We start from the raw sequence: 17,163 nt of genomic DNA on the forward strand, positions 1-17,163 counted from the left end.
CCCGGTCACACGGCATACGTCATCGGGTGGGACGGGCACCGGGCGGGCCGGGACAGAGCAGTGGGCCGGCCCCCGTCGGGACCGACCCACCCCACTCCGGAAGGTCAGCGGTCGAAGGCGTCCTTGACGTCGTCGCCCGCATCCTTGAGCTTCTCGCCCCGCTGCTTGAGGTCCGCCGAGGCCTGGTCACGCTCGCCCTCGGCCTCGAGTCGCTCGTTGTCGGTGACCTTGCCGGTGGCTTCCTTGGCCTTGCCCTTCAGGTCTTCACCCATGTTGCTGGCCTTGTCTTCGATACCCATGTCAGGGCCCCTTTCGCCTTCGATCGGATGCTTCTACCCCTACCCGGTCACCGTGCATCGCCACCACAGCGGCAGGTCCACGACAGGCCCGCGACGCGTCCACGACACGTCGCGACCGGGACGACGGCACACGGCGTCGGTGGCCTTTGCGACACTGGAGGCGTGACCGCGATCCCGAACCCCGCCTCCGAGGTGACCCCGCCGTCCGCCCGTGGACCGCAGACGCGCGACCTCAGCCGGTTCGCCTACCTGTCCATCGTGGCGGCCGTCGTCACGATCACGCTCAAGGTCATCGCGTGGCGCATCACGGGCTCGGTCGGCCTGCTCTCCGACGCGGCCGAGTCGGTCGTCAACCTCGTCGCCGCGATCGCCGTCCTCATCGCGCTCAAGGTCGCGGCGATGCCCGCCGACAAGAACCACCACTTCGGCCACACCAAGGCGGAGTACTTCTCGGCGGCCATCGAGGGGATGATGATCTTCGTCGCCGCCCTCGTGATCATGTACACCGCGGTCGAGCGCTTCCTCAACCCGCAGCCGATCGAGAACGTCGGGCTGGGCCTGGCGATCTCCGTCGTCGCGTCGGCCGTCAACGGCGCGGTCGCGGTGGTGCTGCTCCGGGCGGGCCGGCGCTACCGCTCGCTGACTTTGACCGCCGACGGCAAGCACCTCATGACCGACGTGTGGACCTCCGCCGGCGTCGTCGTCGGCGTGCTCCTCGTCGCCCTGACGCACGTCGAGCGGCTCGACCCGATCATCGCCTTCCTCGTCGGCGTCAACATCGTCTGGACCGGCTGGAAGCTCATCCGCGAGTCCACCGAGGGCCTGATGGACATCTCCATGCCCAAGGAGGACAACAGCGCGATCGCCGAGATCCTGTCGCGCTTCGTCACGCGCGAGGTCCACTTCCACGCCCTGCGCACGCGCGTGTCGGGCCACCACCGGTTCGCCGAGGTGCACGTGCTCGTGCCCGGCGCGTGGACCGTCCAGCAGGGCCACGACCTCATGGAGGAGGTCGAGGACGCCGTCCACCGCGAGTTCGGCGAGATCACCCTGACCTGCCACCTCGAGCCGTCCGAGGACCCTCGCGCCTACGGCGACTACGCCGCCGAGTTCCCCATCCCCACGCACGACGACATCGTCGCCGCGCACGGGACGACGCCCCCGGCACAACCCGGACGGGGCGACGACGACGCATGAGCCCCACGCACGTCGTCGTGCCCTCGCCCATCGGTGACCTGACCGTCGTGGCCGAGGACGCCGCCGTCACGCACCTGCTCATGGATGCCGCGAAGTACCGTCCCGAGGACCCCGACGTCCTCGGTGAGGTCGGCGACCCGGCCGACGAGCCCTTCGCTTCGGCAGCCGTCCAGCTCGCCGCGTACTTCGCCGGCGCCCTGACCGAGTTCGACCTGCCGCTCGCGCCGCGCGGTGACACCTTCCACCAGCGGGTGTGGGCGCTGCTGCGCGAGATCCCCTACGGCGAGACCCGCAGCTACGGGCAGCTGGCCCGCGCGCTCGGTGACCGCAACCTCGCCCAGGCCGTCGGCACGGCCAACGGCCGCAACCCGATCGCCGTCGTCGTGCCGTGCCACCGCGTCATCGGCGCCGACGGCTCCCTCGTCGGGTATGCCGGTGGGCTGGATCGCAAGCGCTACCTCCTCGCGCTCGAGGAGCCTCCGGCCGACCGGTCCGGCCGCCTCTTCTGACCCTCCCCACATCCTCAGTCGAGTGAGCGCCCCGCCCCACATCTGCTCAGTCGAGTGGCCGCCCCGCCCCACATCTGCTCAGTCGAGTGGCCGCCCCGCCCCACATCTGCTCAGTCGAGTGGCCGCCGCGCCCCACATCCGATCAGTCGAGTGGCCGCCCCGTCCCACTCGGGTGGCCGCCTCGTCCCGTCCGCCACACTGGTGACCTCACACTTGCGCAGGCCGGAGCGTCTACAGGACATGTTGCAACCGTTCGAGCAGGCCGTCACCGAGCACGGGGCCGTGGTGCTGCGGGTCTGCCGCGCCGTGGTGGGTCCGACGGAGGCCGACGACGCGTGGTCCGAGACGTTCCTGTCGGCCCTGCGCGCCTGGCCGGACCTGCCCGACGACGCGAATGTCCGGGCGTGGCTCGTCACCATCGCGCACCGCAAGGCGATCGACGTTGCGCGGGCCGGCGCCCGGCACGCGGTCCCGGTCGGCGAAGTGCCCGACGCCACCGCCCCACGCGGCGACCAGCCGGAGGAGGCCCTGCCTGACGCAGACCTCTGGCAGGCCGTCGCCGCGCTCCCCGAGAAGCAGCGCCTCTGCGTGGCCTACCACCACGTAGCCGGCCTGCCCCACCCCGAGGTCGCCCGCATCGTCGGCGGCACGCCCGCGGCAGCGCGCCGCGCGGCCGCCGACGGCATCGCGCGCCTTCGGACCACGTACGCACCTGACGGAAGGGTGAGCCTCCATGTCTGACCTCACGATCCAGCTCCTGACCGAGCCCGCCACCGGAGACCGCGAGCGTTTGGACGCCCTCCACGCGGCGCTCGTCGACCGCGCGTCGGCCGAGTCGTCCCTCCATGCGACCTACCGCGTCGTCGACTCACCCGTCGGGGCCTTGCTGCTCGCGGCGACCGAGGACGGTGTCGTCCGCGTCGCTTTCGAGGTCGAGGACCACGACCGGGTCCTCGAGTCGCTCGGCGCGGCCATCGGTTCGCGCATCCTGCGCGGGGGCCACCGCCTCGACCTGCTGGCGCGCGAGCTCGACGACTACTTCGCGGGCCGTCGGCACGTCTTCGACGTGCCCCTCGACCTGCGCCTGGCCCGGGGCTTCCGACTGACGGTGCTGCGGCACCTCAGTGAGATCCCCTACGGCTCGACCGAGAGCTACGGGGAGGTGGCGGTGGCATCCGGCAACCCCAGGGCGGTGCGGGCGGTCGGCTCGGCCTGCGCGACGAACCCGCTCCCCATCGTCGTCCCCTGTCACCGCGTCCTGCGCTCGGACGGCTCCCTCGGCGGCTACCTCGGCGGCCTGCCCGCCAAGGAACGCCTTCTCGCCCTCGAGCGGGCAGCCTGACACTCCCCCGATGGGACGGGGCGCTCACTCGACTGAAGATGTGGGACGACGGGGCCACTCGACGTGTCGGGGAGGTGGAACGGGGCGCTCACTCGACTCAGAGAGTGGGGCGACGGGGCCACTCGACTCCGGGGCTGGGCTGGGACGGGGCGCTCGCTCGATGTGGCAGGAGGGTGGGGCGACGGGGCCACTCGAGTTCGAGGGGGTGGCACGATCGGGGCATGCGCCCTGGAGAGCCCTCGTGACGTGGCCCGTGCGTGAGACGCGCGTCGTCTACGAGAACCCGTGGATCCGCGTCCGCGAGGACGCCGTCACCCGGCCCGACGGGGGCGACGGCATCTTCGGGGTGCTCGAGGTGCGGCAGCCGGCGGTCTTCGTCGTGGCGCTGACCGACGACGACGAGGTCGTCCTCGTGACTGTCGACCGACACACCGTCGGCCCGTCGGTCGAGGTCCCCGCCGGCGGCACCGACGGCGAGGACCCCCTCGTCGCCGCCCGGCGCGAGCTCGCCGAGGAGACCGGGCTCCAGGCCGAGCACTGGCGCCAGGTCGGCACGATGAACGCCCTCAACGGCATCTGCCGGGCTCCCGAGGTCGTCTACCTCGCCACCGGCCTGTCGCCCTTGGCCGTCGCCGACGAGGCCGCCCGTGCCGAGGAGGGCATCGGTCACGTCCGGCGCGTCCCCGTCGGCGAGGTGCTCGGCATGGTCCGTGACGGCGCCATCGACGACGGCGAGACGGTCGCGGCCCTGATGTTCGCGCTCCTGGCCCTCGGCCGGGTGGGCTGAGGGCGCCCACCAGCGCGAGCCCGGCACACGGCATACGAAAGAAGTCGTCGGCGCCTGCAACGGATCGTGGCGGCCACGTGTCCATAGGGGTGTACGAGAGACTCACACCTTGACGACCGGAACCGGCGGGGACACATGAGACGCAGGGACGAGGCGGCGTTCCGCAGCTTCGTGGAGGAGCGGCAGACGATGCTGCGCCGACGCGCCTACCTGCTCTGCGGCAACTGGGCCGACGGCGACGAGCTCGTCCAGGAGGCCCTCGCCCGGGTCTACGTCGCGTGGCCGCGGATCGGCACGGGCGCCGAGACCGCCTACACGAGGCGCACGATGATGAACCTCTACCTCAACGACCAGCGCAAACGGCGCCGCGAGGTCCTCACCGACGAGGCCCCGGAGCCGGCCACGACCGACCACGACCGCGAGCTCGCGATGACCCTCACCGAGCTGCTGCGCGACCTGCCGGAGAAGCAACGCGCCGTCCTCGTCCTCCGCTTCTGGGAGGACCTCACGGTGCCCCAGATCGCCGAGTGCACCGGCGTCGCCGAAGGCACCATCAAGAGCCAGATCTCGCGCGGGCTCGCCGTCCTGCGCGACCGACTCGCCGAACCACCACTGACCGGGGCGGGAGCCTTTCCATGAGCGACGACACGACGCGGGGCCCCGCCACCGCCCCGGAGGAGGGCGAGCTGCAGCTGCGAAAGGCGCTGTCCACCATGAACGACCTCGAACCACCGCGCGACGACCTCTTCGCCCAGCGCGCCCTGATGCGTGGCCGCGCTCGCACCTCACGCCGCCGCTCCGCGCTGCTCGGCGCTGCCGCGGCGGTGGTCGTCGTCGGGGCCGTCGGCGGCGCGTGGCTGACCGGAACCCATGGCGGATCGTCGAGCGCCACGAGCGCGGGTTCAGCTGAGCTCATGAAGGATTCATCGTCGAGCGCTGGTGCGGGCGACGGCGCCCGCAGCCCGCAGTCGCTCTCGGGGAACGGCGCGGCGGGCAGCCCAGGCATGGCTCCGTCCGTGCCGCCCGCCCGCGACACGACGCGGTGGTTCGGCACCCTCTCGACGCCGCAGACCACCGCGTTCACGGCCGTCGAGCCGACCGTGGCCTCCCGGTGGCCCGACGTCTTCTCGGGGGCGTATGCCGTCGACGCCGCGGGTGCCCGCGTGGCCGTCGTCGTCACCCGCCACGACCCCGCCCTGGAGGACCTCGTGACGCGCGCGATGCCGTCACCGACCGATGTGGAGTTCGTCGTCATGAGCCATACGCTGGCCGAGAAGGAGAAGGTCGCGAAGGAGATCGTCGACCAGCGGATGCTGTGGCGTTCCAAGGGAATCGAGATCATCGCCGTCACGCAGGACGCCCGCGCCGACCAGGTCGTCGTCAGGGCGGACGAGGGCTCCTCCCCCGGTCTCATCGCGCAACAGTACGGCGACATCGTCCGGGTCGTCCCGTCAACGCAGACGGCGCCGGGCAAGCTGCCGGACGGGAGCACGCTGCCGACCCTGCAGCAGTGAGCCCGCACCGCACCGGTCGGCGCGGTTAGGCTGCCGGACATGGAGCAGCCGACCCCTCCGCAGGCCCCGATCAGCCCGATCGACGCGCTGCGCCGCATCTGCTTCCTGCTCGAGCGAGGACGCGAGAGCAGCTACCGCATCGACGCCTTCCGCAAGACCATCGAGGCGATCACCCTCATCAGCGACGAGGAGCTCCGCGAGCGGGTCGAGGCCGGAACCCTCAAGCAGATCAAGGGAATCGGTGACTCGAGCGCCGCGATCATCGGCCAGGCGGTGCGTGGGGTCCTACCGGCGTACCTCGTCTCCACCGAGGAGAAGCACGGGGAGCCACTGACCCGCGGGGGCGAGGCCCTCTACGCCGCGCTGCGGGGCGACCTGCACGCGCACTCCAACTGGAGCGACGGCGGCAGCCCCATCGAGGAGATGGTGCTCGCGGCCGTCGAGCTCGGCCAGGAGTGGATGGCCCTGACCGACCACTCGCCGCGGCTCAAGGTCGCCAACGGCCTGAGCCGGGAGCGCCTCACCGACCAGCTGAAGCGGGTCGACGCGATCAACGCCAGCCTCGGCGACTCCTTCACGCTGCTGCGGGGCATCGAGGTCGACATCCACCTCGACGGCAGCCTCGACCAGGACGACGACATGCTCGACCGGCTCGACGTCGTCACCGCCTCGATCCACTCCAAGCTGCGCCAGCCGTCGTTCGAGATGACCCCGCGCATGGTGACCGCCGTGCGCAACCCACGCACCAACGTCCTGGCCCACTGCACGGGCCAGCTCGTGACCGGCGGTCGGGGCAAACGGCCGCCGTCGCAGTTCGACGCCGAGAAGGTCTTCCGCGCCTGCCTCGAGAACGACGTCGCCGTCGAGATCAACTCCCGCCCCGAGCGGTGCGACCCCCCGGACGAGCTCATCGAGCTCGCCCGTGACCTCGGGTGCCTCTTCACCATCGACTCGGACGCCCACGCGCCGGGCCAGCTCGACATGAAGTCGCTGGGCTGCGAGCGGGCCGAGCGCCTCGGCATCCCCGCCGAGCGCATCGTCACGACGTGGCCCGTCGACGACGTCCGAGCCTGGGCCAAGGGCTGATCCGGCACCCCTCGGAGCGGCCCCGGGAGCCGATTTGGACGGTGCCGGAAACTCCCATATAGTTTCGACGTCCCAACGGATAGGTCGGGCAGGTCCCCATCGTCTAGCGGCCTAGGACTCCGCCCTTTCACGGCGGCAGCACGGGTTCGAATCCCGTTGGGGATACGCAGTACAGTTCGACACGCACCACCCAGTAAGGCCCCGTAGCGCAGTTGGTTAGCGCGCCGCCCTGTCACGGCGGAGGTCGCCGGTTCGAGCCCGGTCGGGGTCGCTCGCACAGAAGCCCCGCTCTCAACAGAGAGCGGGGCTTCTGCCGTTCCGGGGGCCGGCTCGTCTCCTAGGGTGGGCGCGTGCGGATCGCGGTGCTCGACGACTACCAGGGCGTGGCCCTGACCAGTGCCGACTGGTCGGCCGTGACCGACCACCCCCGCACGCCGTGCACCGTCGAGGTCTTCCGCGACCACGTCAGCGAGCCGGACGCCCTCGTGGAGCGGCTCGAGCCCTACGACGCGGTCGTCGTCATGCGCGAGCGCACGCCCTTGCCGGCTGACGTGCTGGCCGCCCTCCCCCGCCTGCGGCTCGTCGTCACGACCGGCCGCCGCAACCCGAGCATCGACGTGGCCGCCGCTAGCGCCGCAGGCATCACCGTCTGCGGCACCGAGAGCCTCGCGACGGCACCGGCGGAGCTGACCTGGGCGCTGGTCCTCGGGCTGGCGCGGCACCTCGTCCCCGAGGCCACGGCCGTCCGGGACGGTGGCTGGCAAACGACGGTCGGGCGCGACCTCAGCGGCCACACCCTGGGCGTGCTGGGACTCGGCCGGATCGGCTCGCAGGTCGCGGCCGTCGGGCGCGCCTTCGGGATGGACGTCGTGGCGTGGAGCCGCAACCTCACGCCCGCCCGAGCCGAGGCCGCCGGCGCCCGGGCCGTCGCGCTCGACGAGCTGCTTTCCGCCTCCGACGTCGTCTCGGTGCACCTGCCGCTCGCCGACGGCACGCGAGGGCTCGTCGGCGACCGCGAGCTCGCCCTGATGCGGCCCGACGCCCTGCTCGTCAACACCTCGCGCGGGCCGATCGTCGACGAGCACGCGCTGCTCGCCGCCCTGGAGCGGGGCCACCTCGGCGGCGCCGGCCTCGACGTCTTCGACGAGGAGCCGCTGCCGGCCGACCACCCGCTCCGCACCGCGCCCCGAACGCTCCTGACGCCCCACCTCGGCTACGTCACCCGCGACGTCTACGCGACCTTCTTCGGCGGCGTCGTCGAGGACGTGACGGCCTACCTCGAAGGGTCCCCGATCCGAGTGCTGTAGCACTCTCACCTCGAGTGCCCAGTCTCCGACGTCGGGACGTGAGCACTCGACCAGAAGCGCGCGACGCCAAGGTCGAGTGCCCACTTCCCGACGCCGTCAGGCCGGGCGCGAGATCGCGCGCCGGGGGCGCCCTGGCGACACCAGGTGCGTGATCTCGCGCCCGACCTCACCCGTCCCGAGGGCGTATGCCGGGTGGCCGCGTCCCGCTCAGCGGTGGCCGGCGCGCAGGACGAGCTCGAGCTCGAACCGCACCTCGGGGTCGTCGAGGGCGTCACCGAAGAGCTCCTTGAGCTGGGCGACGCGGTAGCCGACGGTCTGCTGGTGCACGAAGAGCTCCTCGGCGATCGGGGCGCGCTGGCCCTGGTGGCGCAGCCAGGCCAGGAGCGTCTCGGTGAGGCGTTCGCGGGCAGCCGGGCGCAGGCCGTCGAGCGGCGCGAGGCGCGTGCGCGCCAGGTCGTCGGTGGCGAGGGGCTCGGCGTGCACGACCAGCTCGGCGAGGTGGTCCTCGACCCAGACGGGTGAGGTCTCGGCATCGGCCTGGTCCGGGGCCGGCCCGACTCCGTGCGCGCCGGCGGACGTCGCGAGGTGCAGCGACTCCCCCGCCTGCTGCCACGGCCGGGGCGGCCCGACGATCGCCCGACGACCCCGCAGGGCGCGGTCGAGGTCACGAGGGCGGGCCGAGCGCGCGGCATACGGGAAGACGACGACGACGTCGGTGCCTCGCTCGGCGACCAGAGCATCCGGCCCCAGAGCCGTCCGCAGCCCGTCCACGTGCGGGAACGGCACGAGTGCAACGCCGACGACCTCCGGCAACGTCCACCCGACGGCGGCGGCCAGGCGAGGCACGCCGCCGTCGCTGGAGTCCCCGCGCAGGATCATCTCGAGCAGCTCTCCACGCAGCCGCACCTGCTCGCCGGCCCGCTCGGACTGCTCCTGCGCATAACCCTGCGCGCTCGCCGCCGACAGCTCGTCGATGTAGGCGAAGAGCGACTCCCCCAGCGCGAGCAGCGCGTCGGGCGGCATCTGCGAGACGTCCACCGTGCGCGAGATCGCGCGGAAGGTGACGCGTGCCCCGTAGCGGTAGGCGGCGAGCAGCGACTCCAGACTGCGGCCCGACCGGACCTCGCCGCGGCCGAGGCTCTCGTAGACCCACTTGCCGTCCTCCGACAGGGCCGGCAGACGCGTCCCGGGCAGGTCCAGGAAGCGGTTGAGGGCGATCGTCACGCCCTGGCGCACCCCCTGCCCGAAGCGCCCCTCCATGGGCATCGCATAGACCGGGACGTCGCGGGGTATGCCGTCGATGATGGCCTCCACGATGTCGCGCACGACCGGTCGGAGCACGACTGCCACTTCGGCGGGCAGAGACAACCACGGTGGGTCTGATGTGTCCTGTGCCACGTCGGCCTCCAGCAAATTGTCGTGACGCAACAGTTTCTTGACTCAAAGAGTACGCGTCGCCCCAAGACGCGCGGACCCTGTGAACACCATGATGGGACCATGACTCAGTTCCGTGCTCTCCGACGTGTGGCGTCGCTCCTGACGACCCCGCGCGAGCCCGAGGACTTCCTCAACCTCGTCAACCCGCTGGCGTCGGCCCGGCAGCTGCGCGGCGTCGTCACCAAGGTCGTCCGCGAGACCGCCGACTCGACGACGATCCACTTCCGGCCCGGTCGCGGCTGGAACCCCCACGCCGCCGGCCAGTGGGCCCGCATCGGCGTCGAGATCGACGGCGTCCGCCAGTGGCGCAGCTACTCGCTGTCCGCCGCCGTCGGCCACGACCCGGCCATCACGGTCACCGCCATCGGCGTCGTCTCGACCGCGCTGGCCCGGGACACCAAGGTCGGCGACATCCTCTTCCTCGACACCCCGCAGGGCGACTTCGTGCTCCCCGAGCACCCGCGCCCGCTCCTGATGCTCACGGCCGGCAGCGGCCTGACCCCGGTCATGTCGATGATCCGCACCCTCGTGCCGCGCCGGCCCGACGCCGACGTCGTGCTCATCCACTCGGCACGCACGCGCGACGAGGCGCTCTTCCACGACGAGCTGCTCGAGCTGGCCGACCAGTTCCCCGGCCTCACCGTCCGGCACTGGTTCACCCGCGAGGAAGGCGGCCGGCGCCTCGACCTCTCGGACGTCACCGACCTCGAGACGCTCTGTCCCGACTGGCGCGACCGCGCGGCATACGCCTGCGGTCCCACGGAGTTCCTCGACGCCGCGAGCGAGCTGTGGCTGCGCGACGGCGAGGACCCCGCCCACCCCCACCTCACCATCGAGCGCTTCGCCCCCGTGCTGCTGGAGGGATCCGGCGGCGAGGGCGGCCTCCTGACGTTCGAGAAGTCGGACAAGGAGCTGGAGGTGGGCGGCGACGTCCCCCTCCTCGAGGCCGGCGAGGAGTGCGGCGTCGTCATGCCGAGCGGGTGCCGCATGGGCATCTGCCGCAGTTGCCTCGTGCCGCTCGTGGCCGGCAAGGTCCGCGACCTGCGCACCGGCGAGGTCCACGGCGACGAGGGCGAGCTCATCCAGACCTGCGTCAACGCGGCCGCCGGACCCGTCCACCTGGACATCTAGGAAGGGAAACACCCCATGACCGCCACCACGAACCGACCGACGACGACGCCCACCGGCGCCACCGAGGCCGTCGGTGCCGTTGCAGGCACCGCGACGACGATCCGGCCCAAGAAGCCGGTCCTCGCAGCGTCCGGCGGACCCGTCAAGCGCCCGAGTGCCGCCGCACACCTGTCCGAGGCCGATGTCGAGCGCCTCGGCAAGGAGCTCGACGCCCTGCGCGACCGCATCATCGCGACGCGCGGCGCCAAGGACGCGGCCTACATCCGACGTGTCATCCGCGTCCAGCGCACCCTCGAGGTCGCCGGCCGTGCCACGCTCCTGCTGTCGAAGAAGAAGTCTGCCTTCGTCGCCGGCACCGCGATGCTCTCCGTGGCGAAGATCCTCGAGAACATGGAGATCGGCCACAACGTCCTGCACGGCCAGTGGGACTGGATGCGCGACCCCGACATCCACTCCACGACGTGGGAGTGGGACTTCGTCACCCCGGCAGCGGCCTGGAAGCACACCCACAACGACCTGCACCACACGTGGACCAACGTGCTGGGCAAGGACAAGGACGTGGGCTACTCCACGCTCCGCATGGCCGAGGACCAGCCGTGGCGTCCGCACAACATCCTCAACCCCGTCATCAACGGGATCCTGGCTCCCTTCTTCGAGTGGGGCATCGCGATCTACGACCTCGAGCTCGAGGCAGTCCAGGAGGGCGAGAAGTCGAAGGAGGACCTCAAGAAGGACCTCAAGGCGCTGGGCCGCAAGGTGGTCCGCCAGTTCAGCAAGGACTACGTCGCGACGCCCGTCGCCGCCATGCCGTTCGGCTCCGGCAAGCAGGCCCTCCTCGGCACCTTCACCGCCAACGCGATCCGCAACGTGTGGGCACACTCGGTCATCTTCTGTGGTCACTTCCCCGACGGGGTCGACGTCTTCACCGAGGAGGAGATCGAGGGCGAGACCCGCGGCGACTGGTACATCCGCCAGATGCTCGGCTCGGCCAACATCTCCGGCAGCAAGCTGATGCACCTCATGACGGGCAACCTCAGCCACCAGATCGAGCACCACTGCTTCCCCGACCTGCCGAGCAACCGCTACCACGAGGTCGCCGTCGAGCTGCGCGAGATCTGTCAGCGCTACGGCCTGCCCTACACGACCGGGCCGATGCCGAAGCAGGTCTACCAGGCGTGGGCCAAGGTCTTCCGCCTCGCGCTGCCGAACCGTCCGCGTCCGCTGCCCAAGGGCTCGGCCGACGCCGTCAACGCCCCGGTCCCGCCGCGCCGCGGCGCCGCCCTGCCGATGGTGGCGCGTGTCGGGTGAGGCGGTGGCACGACCCGTGCCGACGGCCGCCTTCTTCGACCTCGACCGCACCCTGATCCGCGGGTCCGCGAACTACCCGCTCGCGATCGCGGCCTTCCGCAGCGGCCACGTGCCGTGGAAGGACCTCGTCAAGGACACCGTCAACGCGATCTCCTTCCACCGCAAGGGATCCACCGACGAGGGCTCGGAGGCGCTGCGCGAGCGCATCCTCCGGGCCGTCGCCGGCATCCGGCAGTCCGACATCATCCACCTCACCGACGCCATCACCCCGGGCATCGTCCGTAAGGCGATCCCCGCGTCGATGACGCTGCTGTCGGACTGCAAGGCGCTCGGCCAGGACCGCATCGTCGTGTCCGCCTCGCCCATCGAGCTCGTCAGCCGCATCGCGACCGCGCTCGGGCTCGAGGGGGCTGTCGCCACCCGGAGCGAGCTCGACGACGAGGGCCGCTACACCGGGCACCTGGCCGGCGAGTTCTGCTACGGCGCCGGCAAGGTCATCGAGATCGAGAAGCTGGCCGCCGAGCGCGGCTACGACCTCGAGCGCTGCACGGCCTACAGCGACTCCGTCAGCGACCTGCCGATGATGGAGCGTGTGGGCACCGCCGTCGCCGTCAACCCCGACGGCGAGCTGCGTGAGCTCGCCCGGGAGCGTGGCTGGCGCGTCGTCGAGGTCGGCCGCAAGCGCCACTGACCCGCGCCGAGGGCGTATGCCGCCCGAGGCCGTATGCCGTCTGCCCCGGTCATGCTCGGCTGCGCCGCGGCTCGCAGTCCTGCACATCGTGGTGCGGATGGTCCTGCAAATGGTGGGGTCCGCCCCCCACTGCACGCAGGACCATCCGCACGTTCTCGACCGTTAGGGGGACCCGAGCGCCGGTTCAGCGCCGCTGAGCGCCCGGTCGTCTGACAGGCCGGCCCGTCGGGTTCGGTCGGGAGACCTGTCAGGCGACCGGAACCGGATCGCCGGACCGGGCCGGACAGGCCGACACGTCCGAGAGGTCACCAGGAGGTGTGCAGCGGGCGACCCTCGGCGAAGCCGGCCGTGCTCTGGAGGCCGACGACCGCCCGCTCGTGGAACTCCTCGAGAGTGCGCGCACCGGCATACGTGCAGCTGCTGCGCAGCCCGGCGACGATCTCGTCGATGACGTCCTCGACGGACGGGCGCGACGGGTCGACGTACATCCGGGCGGTGCTGATGCCCTCCTCGAAGAGGGCCTTGCGCGCGCGGTCGTATGCCGTGTCGCTCGCCGTGCGGTTGCGCACCGCCCGCGAGCTGGCCATGCCGAACGACTCCTTGTACTGCCGGCCGTCGTTGTCGGTGTAGAGGTCGCCGGGCGACTCGAGGGTGCCGGCGAACCACGACCCGATCATGACGTTGGACGCGCCGGCGGCGAGCGCGAGCGCGACGTCGCGCGGGTGCCGGACGCCACCGTCGGCCCAGACGTGCTTGCCGAGATCCCTTGCAGCCGTGGCACATTCGAGCACAGCCGAGAACTGCGGGCGACCGACGGCGGTCATCATGCGCGTCGTGCACATCGCGCCGGGACCCACCCCGACCTTGACGATGTCGGCGCCTGCCTCGATCAGCTCGCGGGTGCCGGCGGCCGAGACGACGTTGCCGGCCACCACCGGCACGCGCGGGTCGAGCGCACGCACGGCCCGCAGCGCCTCGATCATCTTGTCCTGGTGCCCGTGGGCGGTGTCGATGACAAGGACGTCGGCGCCGGTGTCGAGCACCTCGGCGGCCTTGGCCGCGACGTCACCGTTGATGCCGACGGCGGCAGCCACGCGGAGCCGCCGGTCGTCGTCGACGGCCGGCTGGTAGAGCCCGGCCCGGATGGCCCCGCCCCGGGTGAGGATGCCGACGAGCTCGCCGTGCTCGGAGACCACGGGGGCGACCTTGCGGCGCGCGTCCGACAGCCGCTCGAAGGCCTCCTGCGGCTCGACCGAGTCGGGCAGCACGAGCATGTCCTCGCGCATGACGTCGTGCACCTGCGTGTAGCGGTCGACGCCGGTCAGGTCCTTCTCGGTGACGATGCCGACCGGCTTGGTCCCGTCGACGACGACAGCAGCGCCGTGGGCGCGCTTGCCGATGAGCACGAGCGCCTCACCGGCGGTCATGTGTCGCTCGAGCGTGATCGCGGTGTCGTGCACGAGGTGGCGCTGCTTGACCCAGCCGACGACGTCGCGGACCACCTCGACGGGGATGTCCTGCGGGATGACGGCGATGCCGCCGCGGCGCGCGACCGTCTCGGCCATGCGGCGACCGGCGATGGCCGTCATGTTGGCGACGACGAGCGGGATGGTGGTGCCCGACCCGTCGACGGTCGACAGGTCGACGTCGAGGCGGCTCGTCACCGACGAGCGGCTCGGCACCATGAAGACGTCGTCGTAGGTGAGGTCGAGCTGGGGCTGGAGGCCGTTGAGGAACTGCACGGTCACCAACTCTAGGCGCCGCTCCCGGCCCCACCACGCGGGACGGCACGCGGACAGCGGCGGACGGCCTGACCCGGGGGTGACGGCATACGCCCGTTTTGCCTGTGCGGGACGCACCTCGGGAGGACGATGGTCGGTGGACGCGCTTGCGCCCCGGACGGATTGGGGTATCGCCATGACGGATGCACCGCACGTGTGCTTCGACCGGATCCTTCCCAGGGACCTGATGCGCCCTCACCGGCGCGAGCGCGGTCTGCCCGGGCCCAACGGCGCGGACCGCGCGATCTCACCCATCGGCAAGGCGTGGATGAACGGGACGACGCTCAAGGTGCGCTTCCTCGAGGGCACGCCCCAGCAGCAGGCGACGGCGCGCGAGCAGGCTGCCTGGTGGCAGGCGGCGTGCAACATCGCCTTCGACTTCGGCGACCACCCGGACGCCGACATCCGGATCTCCTTCGACCCCAACGACGGCGCATGGTCCTACGTCGGGACCGACATCAAGAGCATCCCGGCCGACGAGGCGACGATGAACCTCGGCTTCCTCGACGGCGGCACGGCGGGGCACGAGTTCGGCCACGCCATCGGGCTCGCGCACGAGCACTCGAACCCGCAGGGCGGCATCCAGTGGAACGAGCCCGTCGTCATCGCGGCCCTCGCCGGCCCGCCGAACCGGTGGGACGAGGCGAAGGTGCGCCACAACGTCTTCATGAAGTACGCGCTGGACCAGATCAAGGGGACCCAGTTCGACCCCGACTCGATCATGCTCTACTCCTTCCCCGCGTCGTGGACGCTCAACGGCGTCGCCACGCACGCCAACGACGTGCCCTCGGCGCTCGACAAGGCGTTCGTCTCGGGCGCCGCGATGTACCCGCGGTCGGCGCCCGTCGTCGGTGACGCCGTGACGCTGACCGTCGACGGGCCGAAGGTCGACGCCAGCATCGGGGCGGCCGGCGAGGAGGACCTCTACGCCTTCGACGTCGCGAGCGACGGCCTCTACGAGGTGACGACGCGCGGCTCCACCGACGTCTTCCTCACGCTCTTCGGGCCGAACAGCGAGACCGACCTCGTCGGCGAGGACGACGACGGGGGCTACGGCGTCAACGCGCGCGTGCGGGCCGGCCTGACGCCGGGACGCTACGTCGCCCAGGTGCGCCACCACGCGGCGAGCGGCACCGGCGCGTACTCGATCCGAGCCCGCCGGCGCTGACCCCACCCCTCCACCGAGGACGTACGACGCGCGGCGGCCACCCGCCGGCTTACGTCCTCGTTCTTCGCCTCGGGCGTAAGGCGTTGACCCACGTTGGTAATCCAGTAATCCTGATTACATGATTACGAACGAAGCACTGGAGCGGGTGCGCGGCTGGTTCGTCGGCCGCCTGCCCGAGGAGTGGCGTGCGACGCCACCCGAGATCACCGTCGACCGCGAGGAGATCACCGTCGTGCTCACGGTCGCCGACGTCGACCTGCCCGACGGGTCGAGCGATGCCGAGCGCGACGAGGCGCGCGCCGGGCGCACCAAGGCCTTCCGCGAGGACACGCGGGCGCGGCGGATCGAGATCGCGCGCGAGGCCGAGCACCGCTTCGAGCGCAAGGTCTCGTGGGCGGTGCGCGTCGGCGACCGCACGGAGCTGTTCACCCACGTCGCGGCGCCGGCGATGACGCGGCTGCGCCAGCGCGAGCGGCTCGTCCTCGACACGCTCGTCGACGCGGGCGTCGCCCGGTCGCGCGCGGAGGCGCTGGCGTGGTGCGTCAAGCTCGTCGGCCAGCACGAGAGCGACTGGCTCGGCGAGCTGCGCGAGGCGATGTCGCACGTCGCGGACGTGCGCACCAAGGGTCCTGCTGCCTGACGTCGCCGGACTCGGCGGGTTTGTCGGGCTCGGTGGACTGCGGGCTCTGCCCTGGTCTGCGCGCTCAGCCTGGTCGGCGGGCTCAGCCCTGGTCTGCGGGCTGGTCGCTGCCGCGCTTGACGGCGGAGATCTCGAACTCGAGCGAGATCTTCTCCGAGACGAGGACGCCGCCGGCATCGAGCGGCATGTTCCACTCGAGGCCGAAGTCGCGGCGGTTGATGCGGCGCGACCCCTCGAAGCCCGCGCGCAGGGCGCCTTGTGCGTCGGTCTGCACGCCCACGAGCTCGATCGGGATCGTGACCGGCTTGGTGATGTCGCGGATGGTCAGGTTGCCCGAGACCATGTAGGCGTTCTCCTCGACCTCCTCGATCTGCGTGCTCTCGAAGCGGATGTCGGGCCACTTCTCGACGTCGAAGAAGTCGGCGCTGCGCAGGTGGTCGTCCCGCTGCTGGTTGCGGGTGTCGACACTGGCGGCCTTGAGGACGACCTCGGCGTAGGACTTGGACATGTCCTCGACGTCGGCGTAGAGGCGGCCGGTCACGTCGTTGAAGGAGCCACGGACCGTCGTCACCATCGCGTGGCGCGCAGAGAACCCGATACGGGTGTGGGCCGGGTCGAAGTCCCAGTCCCCGCTCAGCGCGGATCCGTGGTCGGTCATGATCTCTCCCCTGCGGGTCGGTTGATGAGTCGCGGCATCATCTCACGACCGGGATGCTTGAATCTTCCACTTCCCATGAAGCGATCGCAAGTGCGCCTGGCCCGCGGCCCCCGAACGGCCGTCCTGCCCATACCCGCTCGCGGGCCGGTGGCCCCGGGTGGCGCCGGGTGGCGCCGGCGCAGACGGTTTGCGGGATGGGCGCAGCGGTCGGCTATAGTTCCACTCGTTGTCCCGGCCAGGTAGCTCAGTTGGTACGAGCGTCCGACTGAAAATCGGAAGGTCGGCGGTTCGACCCCGCCCCTGGCCAC

General features: G+C 71.5%; 18 protein-coding genes and 3 tRNA genes. 17 read left to right on the forward strand and 4 right to left on the reverse strand.

All coding sequences use genetic code 11. The features are described from left to right. Nucleotides 1-104: 104 nt before the first annotated feature. Nucleotides 105-299: a CsbD family protein gene (locus IEY30_RS13770; protein ID WP_030199523.1), complete on the reverse strand. Its 195-nt coding sequence runs from the start codon at nucleotides 297-299 to the stop codon at nucleotides 105-107. Between the two features lie 162 nt (nucleotides 300-461). Here IEY30_RS13770 and IEY30_RS13775 point away from each other — a divergent pair, with 162 nt between their 5' ends. From IEY30_RS13775 to IEY30_RS13825, 11 genes are all read left to right on the forward strand, one after another. Beyond that, nucleotides 462-1,496 (forward strand): cation diffusion facilitator family transporter, encoded by a 1,035-nt coding sequence (locus IEY30_RS13775; RefSeq protein ID WP_052358603.1) that lies wholly within the window; start codon nucleotides 462-464, stop codon nucleotides 1,494-1,496. Then, a complete protein-coding gene (locus IEY30_RS13780) occupies nucleotides 1,493-2,005 on the forward strand; it encodes a methylated-DNA--[protein]-cysteine S-methyltransferase (RefSeq protein ID WP_030199516.1) in 513 nt (170 codons plus the stop codon). The genes IEY30_RS13775 and IEY30_RS13780 overlap by 4 nt, the downstream gene beginning before the upstream one ends. Nucleotides 2,006-2,245: 240 nt before the next feature. Beyond that, the gene (locus IEY30_RS13785) at nucleotides 2,246-2,746 is read left to right on the forward strand and encodes an RNA polymerase sigma factor (RefSeq protein WP_030199513.1); all 501 of its coding nucleotides are present in this window, start codon (nucleotides 2,246-2,248) and stop codon (nucleotides 2,744-2,746) included. Further along, on the forward strand, nucleotides 2,739-3,347 hold the full coding sequence (locus IEY30_RS13790; protein ID WP_030199510.1) for a methylated-DNA--[protein]-cysteine S-methyltransferase: 609 nt from the start codon (nucleotides 2,739-2,741) through the stop codon (nucleotides 3,345-3,347). Before IEY30_RS13785 ends, IEY30_RS13790 begins: the two co-directional genes overlap by 8 nt. A gap of 241 nt (nucleotides 3,348-3,588) precedes the next feature. Further along, entirely contained in the window at nucleotides 3,589-4,134 is a 546-nt protein-coding gene (locus IEY30_RS13795) for an NUDIX domain-containing protein (RefSeq protein WP_030199507.1), read from the forward strand. Nucleotides 4,135-4,269: 135 nt separating this feature from the next. After that, nucleotides 4,270-4,773 carry a SigE family RNA polymerase sigma factor gene (locus tag IEY30_RS13800; protein ID WP_030199505.1) on the forward strand — a complete coding sequence of 168 codons (504 nt, stop codon included), beginning with the start codon at nucleotides 4,270-4,272 and terminating at the stop codon, nucleotides 4,771-4,773. After that, a complete protein-coding gene (locus IEY30_RS13805; protein WP_030199501.1) occupies nucleotides 4,770-5,648 on the forward strand; it encodes a hypothetical protein in 879 nt (292 codons plus the stop codon). Before IEY30_RS13800 ends, IEY30_RS13805 begins: the two co-directional genes overlap by 4 nt. Nucleotides 5,649-5,687: 39 nt before the next feature. Continuing rightward, nucleotides 5,688-6,734: a PHP domain-containing protein gene (locus tag IEY30_RS13810; protein ID WP_030199496.1), complete on the forward strand. Its 1,047-nt coding sequence runs from the start codon at nucleotides 5,688-5,690 to the stop codon at nucleotides 6,732-6,734. A 92-nt stretch (nucleotides 6,735-6,826) separates the two neighbouring features. Further along, nucleotides 6,827-6,899, forward strand: a tRNA-Glu gene (locus IEY30_RS13815). 32 nt (nucleotides 6,900-6,931) lie between these two features. Beyond that, nucleotides 6,932-7,005: transfer RNA gene (locus IEY30_RS13820), tRNA-Asp, on the forward strand. Nucleotides 7,006-7,084: 79 nt separating this feature from the next. Beyond that, a complete protein-coding gene (locus tag IEY30_RS13825) occupies nucleotides 7,085-8,041 on the forward strand; it encodes a D-2-hydroxyacid dehydrogenase family protein (RefSeq protein WP_030199493.1) in 957 nt (318 codons plus the stop codon). 207 nt (nucleotides 8,042-8,248) lie between these two features. Here IEY30_RS13825 and IEY30_RS13830 read toward each other — a convergent pair whose 3' ends face one another. Beyond that, the gene (locus IEY30_RS13830) at nucleotides 8,249-9,439 is read right to left on the reverse strand and encodes a helix-turn-helix domain-containing protein (protein ID WP_030199489.1); all 1,191 of its coding nucleotides are present in this window, start codon (nucleotides 9,437-9,439) and stop codon (nucleotides 8,249-8,251) included. A 99-nt stretch (nucleotides 9,440-9,538) separates the two neighbouring features. On the opposite strand from IEY30_RS13830, the gene IEY30_RS13835 reads away from it, so the two are divergent. The 3 genes from IEY30_RS13835 to IEY30_RS13845 are packed head-to-tail and all read left to right on the forward strand — an operon-like array spanning nucleotide 9,539 to nucleotide 12,608. Next, nucleotides 9,539-10,609 carry a ferredoxin reductase gene (locus IEY30_RS13835; protein ID WP_030199484.1) on the forward strand — a complete coding sequence of 357 codons (1,071 nt, stop codon included), beginning with the start codon at nucleotides 9,539-9,541 and terminating at the stop codon, nucleotides 10,607-10,609. A gap of 15 nt (nucleotides 10,610-10,624) precedes the next feature. After that, nucleotides 10,625-11,917: a fatty acid desaturase family protein gene (locus IEY30_RS13840; RefSeq protein WP_030199481.1), complete on the forward strand. Its 1,293-nt coding sequence runs from the start codon at nucleotides 10,625-10,627 to the stop codon at nucleotides 11,915-11,917. Between the two features lie 4 nt (nucleotides 11,918-11,921). Then, nucleotides 11,922-12,608, forward strand: a complete 687-nt coding sequence (locus tag IEY30_RS13845) for an HAD family hydrolase (RefSeq protein WP_229675005.1) — start codon at nucleotides 11,922-11,924, stop codon at nucleotides 12,606-12,608. Between the two features lie 305 nt (nucleotides 12,609-12,913). Here IEY30_RS13845 and IEY30_RS13850 read toward each other — a convergent pair whose 3' ends face one another. Next, complete coding sequence (locus IEY30_RS13850; protein ID WP_030199476.1) at nucleotides 12,914-14,350, reverse strand: GuaB1 family IMP dehydrogenase-related protein; 1,437 nt, start codon at nucleotides 14,348-14,350, stop codon at nucleotides 12,914-12,916. A gap of 175 nt (nucleotides 14,351-14,525) precedes the next feature. On the opposite strand from IEY30_RS13850, the gene IEY30_RS13855 reads away from it, so the two are divergent. Then, nucleotides 14,526-15,557 (forward strand): M12 family metallopeptidase, encoded by a 1,032-nt coding sequence (locus tag IEY30_RS13855; RefSeq protein ID WP_030199472.1) that lies wholly within the window; start codon nucleotides 14,526-14,528, stop codon nucleotides 15,555-15,557. Nucleotides 15,558-15,675: 118 nt separating this feature from the next. Then, nucleotides 15,676-16,197 (forward strand): ATP-binding transcription factor AbmR, encoded by a 522-nt coding sequence (gene abmR / locus IEY30_RS13860; protein WP_030199468.1) that lies wholly within the window; start codon nucleotides 15,676-15,678, stop codon nucleotides 16,195-16,197. A gap of 82 nt (nucleotides 16,198-16,279) precedes the next feature. On the opposite strand, the gene IEY30_RS13865 is transcribed toward abmR, so the two are convergent. Next, complete coding sequence (locus IEY30_RS13865) at nucleotides 16,280-16,855, reverse strand: YceI family protein (protein ID WP_030199464.1); 576 nt, start codon at nucleotides 16,853-16,855, stop codon at nucleotides 16,280-16,282. Between the two features lie 233 nt (nucleotides 16,856-17,088). Between IEY30_RS13865 and IEY30_RS13870 the strand changes: the two genes are divergently transcribed. Next, nucleotides 17,089-17,162, forward strand: a tRNA-Phe gene (locus tag IEY30_RS13870). Nucleotide 17,163: the final 1 nt, after the last annotated feature.

The organism is Terrabacter tumescens, assembly GCF_014646815.1.
Classification (GTDB): domain Bacteria; phylum Actinomycetota; class Actinomycetes; order Actinomycetales; family Dermatophilaceae; genus Terrabacter; species Terrabacter tumescens.